This window comes from Flavobacterium sp. CG_9.1, assembly GCF_015751645.1.
Taxonomy (GTDB): domain Bacteria; phylum Bacteroidota; class Bacteroidia; order Flavobacteriales; family Flavobacteriaceae; genus Flavobacterium; species Flavobacterium xanthum.
Window position 1 is genome coordinate 1 of the sequence record NZ_JADOVC010000059.1, and the last position, 5504, is coordinate 5504.

The following is a 5504-nucleotide window of genomic DNA, read 5'->3' on the forward strand; positions in this document are numbered from 1 at the left end:
TTAAACATCAATTTACAAGTAATGAAATTAGACTTTCATTAACTAATTATTGCCTTTTTTTTAAAAAACAACAAACAAAACACATATGAAAAAAACATTCTAAATGGCTGATAAAAAAATAATTGACAACTCTCCTTATATCAGTTAAAACAAAACCGTTCTTTCTGAGCCAGAGATGATAGAACGTTCCCTTTCTTTATATGAAATAATGGACAGTAGGCTTTATGTAAGGGAGTTTTCAGACCGATCAGTTCCTAAAGCAGTAATTGAAAACCTGGTAAAAACGACTTCAACCGCTCCTTCTGGAGCGCACAAACAACCTTGGACTTTTTTTGTGATTGAAAATCCTGAAATTAAAAAACAAATTCGGAGCGCTGCGGAGCAGGAAGAACTTCAAAGCTATGAATCTCGAATTTGAAGTGACGCGTTCGAAGACCTACAACCCTTAGGGACCGATTGGCACAAACCCTTTTTAGAAACCTCTCCTTACCTCATCGTCGTTTTAAAAGCAGCGATTGCATGATTCATTGCGCTAATTGAAGAGACGATTTCTTCACCATTATTGGTATTTCTTCTTCTGGATAGGATAAATTTTAGATGTTTTATATCCGTAATCATGAAGCAAGATACTACTCAAAAGCTTTTGCAAAATTGCTAAATCTTATAGACTATTATTGGTACCAGGACGCATGGGCTGAAATACGGTATACCTTTTTTCCCAAATGCATATGGTAGGTGCTTTTATGCCTAAAAGATTATCAAGATTCTTTGTACTAAAAACATTTTATATTGTTTATTATTTATTCACATGTATTAAACGAATGGAAGATGTTTTTTGTTAACACTACTAAAAGACCTTAAAACTATCTATCCAAAGAGGCATCCTTGAATGAGTTCAACCGGTCCAAATACAAAATAGTTTTGGAATTATCTACACTTCTGGTGTACATTGGTTCAAACGCAGCGCCATAAATCACTTCCTCAAAAGTATAGGAAGTACGAATAGCAACGGTATTGCTAAACATATCATCAAAGGTTTTTACAAAAACTAGAATTTCACCTTGGGTATTGGCAAAATCGTCTTTTGTAAATTGGTACAACGGACTGTTCTCGGTAATGGGATGTACCAAGGTCCAACTCAGGGACAGCGAATTTATTTTTTCCAATTCTAATTCCAACGAATAGAATTTATTGACCATTTTTCCGTTTTCTTCAATGCTCATTCCTAACGTTATCTTCGCCTCAGCATCGGTGAAATTGGTATTTTTAAACGGAGTTACTCGTATCATCAATCCCGAAATAGCTCCATAAGGCGCAATGACCGCATTTTGTGAAAATTTCAAAAAAGCTGTAGGCTTACTGAATCTTCCAAAGAATAATCCCGTGGCAATAGCAAAACTTAATAAACCAATCAAAGCCTCGGCAGCCGAAAGTGCACTTGTCAAAAAACCATTGGGACTGATATGACCATAACCTACTGTGGTAAACGTTTGGGCACTAAAAAAGTAAGCCTGCCCAAATTTTACCCATTCACTGTCGGTACTTGCGATTCCGTCTAAATGCACTACCCCAATTACATAATAAATAGTGGCAAAAACAAAGTTGATCCCAATGTAGAAAGCAATAATAATCAACATAAATTTCCAAACTGCCATGTCAATCATTGTATGGTACCAGCTTATGCGATGCAAAACATGCATTCCTCGCCTTTCAACGTTAGCACTTCCATTTTTATTGATAAACCGACCACCGTAACTATTTGCATTTGTGCCAAATCCTGTGCTTTGATCCGCTTTTGCTTTTAGGTTTATTCTTTCTAACAATGCCATGTTTTTAAGTCTTTTCTTCGAAGTAAAATTAGATAAATTTAATAAGCATCCCAAAAATTATTTCATCGTACGACCGTTAGTTTGTCGCCGCAGAAAACCCAAACTAATCTTGAGCACCTTGTCTATCCCACTATTTATTAGGAACAAAATAGTGATCAATAAAATAGCTGATTTCGAATGTATTTCGCAATAGAAATTAATGTAATTTTTGGCAAAAGCCAGCTACTCTAAAAGCGGAAAAATGCATTGAAGTCGCTCCTCCATTGGCTATCTGGATAAAAAATTCAACAAGCACAAGAAAGATAATTGAATACGAATTATACCAGAACTAAAATTCACAGCGGTATTTCGTTTTACTACTAAAATAAAGAGCTACCTAAGCAGTTAATCTACTATTTTAGGCTCATTTTTTTTTATATTTGGATAGTAGAAAAAACATTCAAAATGCCTGATATAAAAATAATAGAAGAGTACCCCTATTTACGGTACCGCAAACCCCTACTTTCCGAAACAGAAATGCTAGAGCGCTCCGCTTCTTTTTATGAAGATATGGACAGCAGGCGTTCCGTAAGAGAATTTTCGGATAAAGCTGTTCCCAAGGCAGTAATTGAAAACCTGATAAAAACGGCTTCAACTGCTCCTTCTGGCGCACACAAGCAACCTTGGACTTTTTGTGTGATTGAAAATCCCGAAATTAAAAAACAAATCCGTATCGCTGCGGAGCAGGAAGAACTGCTAAGCTATGAATCTCGCATGTCAAGTGACTGGCTGGAAGACCTAAAACCCTTAGGTACTGATTGGCACAAACCCTTTTTAGAAACTGCTCCTTACCTCATCGTCGTTTTTAAACGCAGCTATGAATTGGATGCTGATGGCAACAAGAAAACCAACTATTATGTTCAGGAAAGCGTGGGTATTGCTGTTGGTTTTTTATTATCCGCCATTCATAACGCGGGTTTAGTCTCGTTGACCCACACGCCTAGCCCAATGAATTTCTTGACCAAAACGCTAAAAAGGCCCATCAATGAAAAACCTTTTTTACTGATTCCTGTTGGTTACCCTGCAGAGGAATGCTGGGTTCCGGACATACAAAGAAAAGACCTTGCGGCCATATCCGTTTTCTATTGATTGAAACAAAAGCATCCCTTTATATAAAACTAGCACTATGAAAAAAATAACCAAAGAAGACATCAGTCAAGAAGTATTTGACTTGTACGATGATTATGCACACAATAAGATTGACCGCCGTAGCTTTGTCGAAAAACTATCTCTATTTGCTGTAGGCACACTCACACTGCCTTCGCTATTGAGTTTTATGACGCCCAATTATGCGGATGCCGTGCTCATAAAACCCGAAGATCCAAGAATAAAATCAGAATTCATCACCTATGATTCTCCCCAAGGTGGCGGAACAATCAAAGGACTTTTATCCCAACCTACAGGAGCCAAGAAGAAATTACCGGGAATCATTGTTGTGCATGAAAACCGAGGATTGAATCCCTATATTGAAGATGTAGGACGCAGAGCAGCCGTAGAAGGATTTATCACTTTGGCACCAGATGCCTTGTCACCATTAGGTGGTTATCCTGGAAATGATGATGCTGGACGAGAATTACAAAAGAAACGTACCCGAGAAGAAATGCTCGAAGATTTCATTGCGGCTTACGATTACCTAAAATCCCATAAAGATTGTAACGGTCACATAGGCGTGGTAGGATTTTGTTTTGGAGGTTGGATTGCCAATATGATGGCGGTTAAAATCCCGACTTTGGGCGCTGCCGTTCCCTATTACGGTGGTCAACCCACAGCAACCGAAGCCGTACTTATAAAAACCCCGATTCTATCTCAGTACGCGAGTTTAGACACGCGTGTCAATGAAGGTTGGCCCGCTTATGAAGCCATCCTTAAAAAGAACAAAGTGGAACACACCGCTTATTTCTATGAAGGGGTAAATCATGGTTTTCACAACAACACCACACCGCGCTATGATGAAAAAGCAGCAACTTTATCGTGGGAACGTACCATTGCGTTTTTTAAACAAGAGCTCAAAAAGAAGTAAAAATATACGGTTTGATGAAAAAGTGGAAAGGTAGTGTTTCCGCTTTTTTTATGTTAAATTTCCTAATTTATCGGTTTCCTTATAGTAGTGAGGATTGGATTTTGTAATATTGAAAATCAATACAACGTGAACTATGCTAGAAAAATCAACTATTAATGTAACCTGTGCCATCATTTTTTTTGATCAAAAAATTCTAGTTACACAAAGAAGTGAAACCATGAAATTACCATTGAAATGGGAATTCCCTGGAGGAAAATTAGAAAATAATGAGACAGAAGTTGATTGTATCAAAAGAGAAATAAAGGAAGAAATAAATATTGATATTGAAGTTTTAGAGAAACTATCAAGTAGTATTTATGATTACGGAACATTTCAAATTAAATTAATCCCATTTCTAGCAAATTTTGTTTCAGGTGAAATAAAACTTACTGAACATAAAGAGTACAAATTATTAAATAAATCTGAATTAAGGAATTTAGATTGGGCTGAGGCAGATAAACCTATTGTTGAAGAATTATTAAAGTTAGAAATATGAATCAAGGATTATATGAAGAGTTAGTAACTAAACTAATAAGTAATAAGTTGAGTGAATTAGATAAAAACACTTTTCAAGTTAAAACTACATCAATTGATAAAGCGGAAGCTGCACAGTTATTATCTGCACATATTGGAAAAACAATTCGACATGCTTTTACTTTGATAAAAGGCGATAATATTTTGGAAAACCAAATCGAAATCGCTAACAAAATCATTTTATTTCTAAAAGATGAATTAAAGAAAGAGGAGTTTAAAGATGACTTAATTGAAACGGAAGGTAAAATATTAAACGCAGTTTTTACTAAAATAGATGCACATTTTACAGATTTAGATTTGCATCTCAAAGAAATCACACCTTACACAAGGTTAATTCATAGTGAACTTTTTACTGGCGGAAATTCAGGTACTACGCTTGAAAGTGAGTTGAGAAAAGAAATTTTGTCATCTGATAGAATAGATTTATTAGTTTCATTTATAAAATGGAAAGGAATTAGAATACTAGAAAAAGAACTTAGAGAATTTACAAGTAGAGGCGGAAAGCTTAGAGTAATAACAACAACATATGTTGGGGCTACCGATGCAAAAGCTGTTGAACTTTTAGCATCATTAGAAAATACAGAAGTTAAAATTTCATACAACACAGGAAATGAAAGATTGCACGCAAAAGCTTATTTATTTGAGAGAAACACAGGTTTTCATACTGGTTATATTGGTTCGTCTAATTTTTCTCGATCTGCTTTGACAGATGGTTTAGAGTGGAATTTAAAAATTACCACAAAGGAAGTTAGTCACATAATTGATAAATTCAGAAAAACATTTGAAGCATATTGGCAAAATTCAGAATTTGAATTATTTGATAAAAATAAGGATTCGGAAAAATTAGTTAAAGCATTAAAAGACGGAAAATTTTCAAAAGATTATACTCCAAATATTAATTTCTTTGATATAAAACCGTTTCATTATCAACAAGAAATACTTGAAAAGTATTTTAGCCCCCGATAAGTTCGGAGTGTTATTTTAAATTTCAAACTTATATATTTGAAACATGAAATACAAGAAATGGACTTTAGATCAGAAGC

6 protein-coding genes are annotated in these 5504 nt (G+C 35.2%); 5 read left to right on the forward strand and 1 reads right to left on the reverse strand.

The genetic code is table 11. From position 1 onward, the window contains the following. The first annotated feature begins 175 nt into the window (after positions 1-175). On the forward strand, positions 176-418 hold the full coding sequence (locus tag IWX83_RS17355) for a nitroreductase family protein (RefSeq protein ID WP_231380083.1): 243 nt from the start codon (positions 176-178) through the stop codon (positions 416-418). Between the two features lie 445 nt (positions 419-863). On the opposite strand, the gene IWX83_RS16840 is transcribed toward IWX83_RS17355, so the two are convergent. Next, positions 864-1829 carry an ion channel gene (locus IWX83_RS16840; protein WP_073350832.1) on the reverse strand — a complete coding sequence of 322 codons (966 nt, stop codon included), beginning with the start codon at positions 1827-1829 and terminating at the stop codon, positions 864-866. A gap of 444 nt (positions 1830-2273) precedes the next feature. On the opposite strand from IWX83_RS16840, the gene IWX83_RS16845 reads away from it, so the two are divergent. From IWX83_RS16845 to IWX83_RS16860, 4 genes are all read left to right on the forward strand, one after another. Further along, on the forward strand, positions 2274-2957 hold the full coding sequence (locus IWX83_RS16845; RefSeq protein ID WP_196831323.1) for a nitroreductase family protein: 684 nt from the start codon (positions 2274-2276) through the stop codon (positions 2955-2957). Between the two features lie 37 nt (positions 2958-2994). Then, complete coding sequence (locus tag IWX83_RS16850; RefSeq protein ID WP_196831324.1) at positions 2995-3888, forward strand: dienelactone hydrolase family protein; 894 nt, start codon at positions 2995-2997, stop codon at positions 3886-3888. A 133-nt stretch (positions 3889-4021) separates the two neighbouring features. Next, positions 4022-4423 carry a (deoxy)nucleoside triphosphate pyrophosphohydrolase gene (locus IWX83_RS16855; protein WP_196831325.1) on the forward strand — a complete coding sequence of 134 codons (402 nt, stop codon included), beginning with the start codon at positions 4022-4024 and terminating at the stop codon, positions 4421-4423. Further along, complete coding sequence (locus IWX83_RS16860; RefSeq protein WP_231380084.1) at positions 4420-5427, forward strand: phospholipase D-like domain-containing protein; 1008 nt, start codon at positions 4420-4422, stop codon at positions 5425-5427. Before IWX83_RS16855 ends, IWX83_RS16860 begins: the two co-directional genes overlap by 4 nt. The last annotated feature ends 77 nt before the right edge of the window (positions 5428-5504 follow it).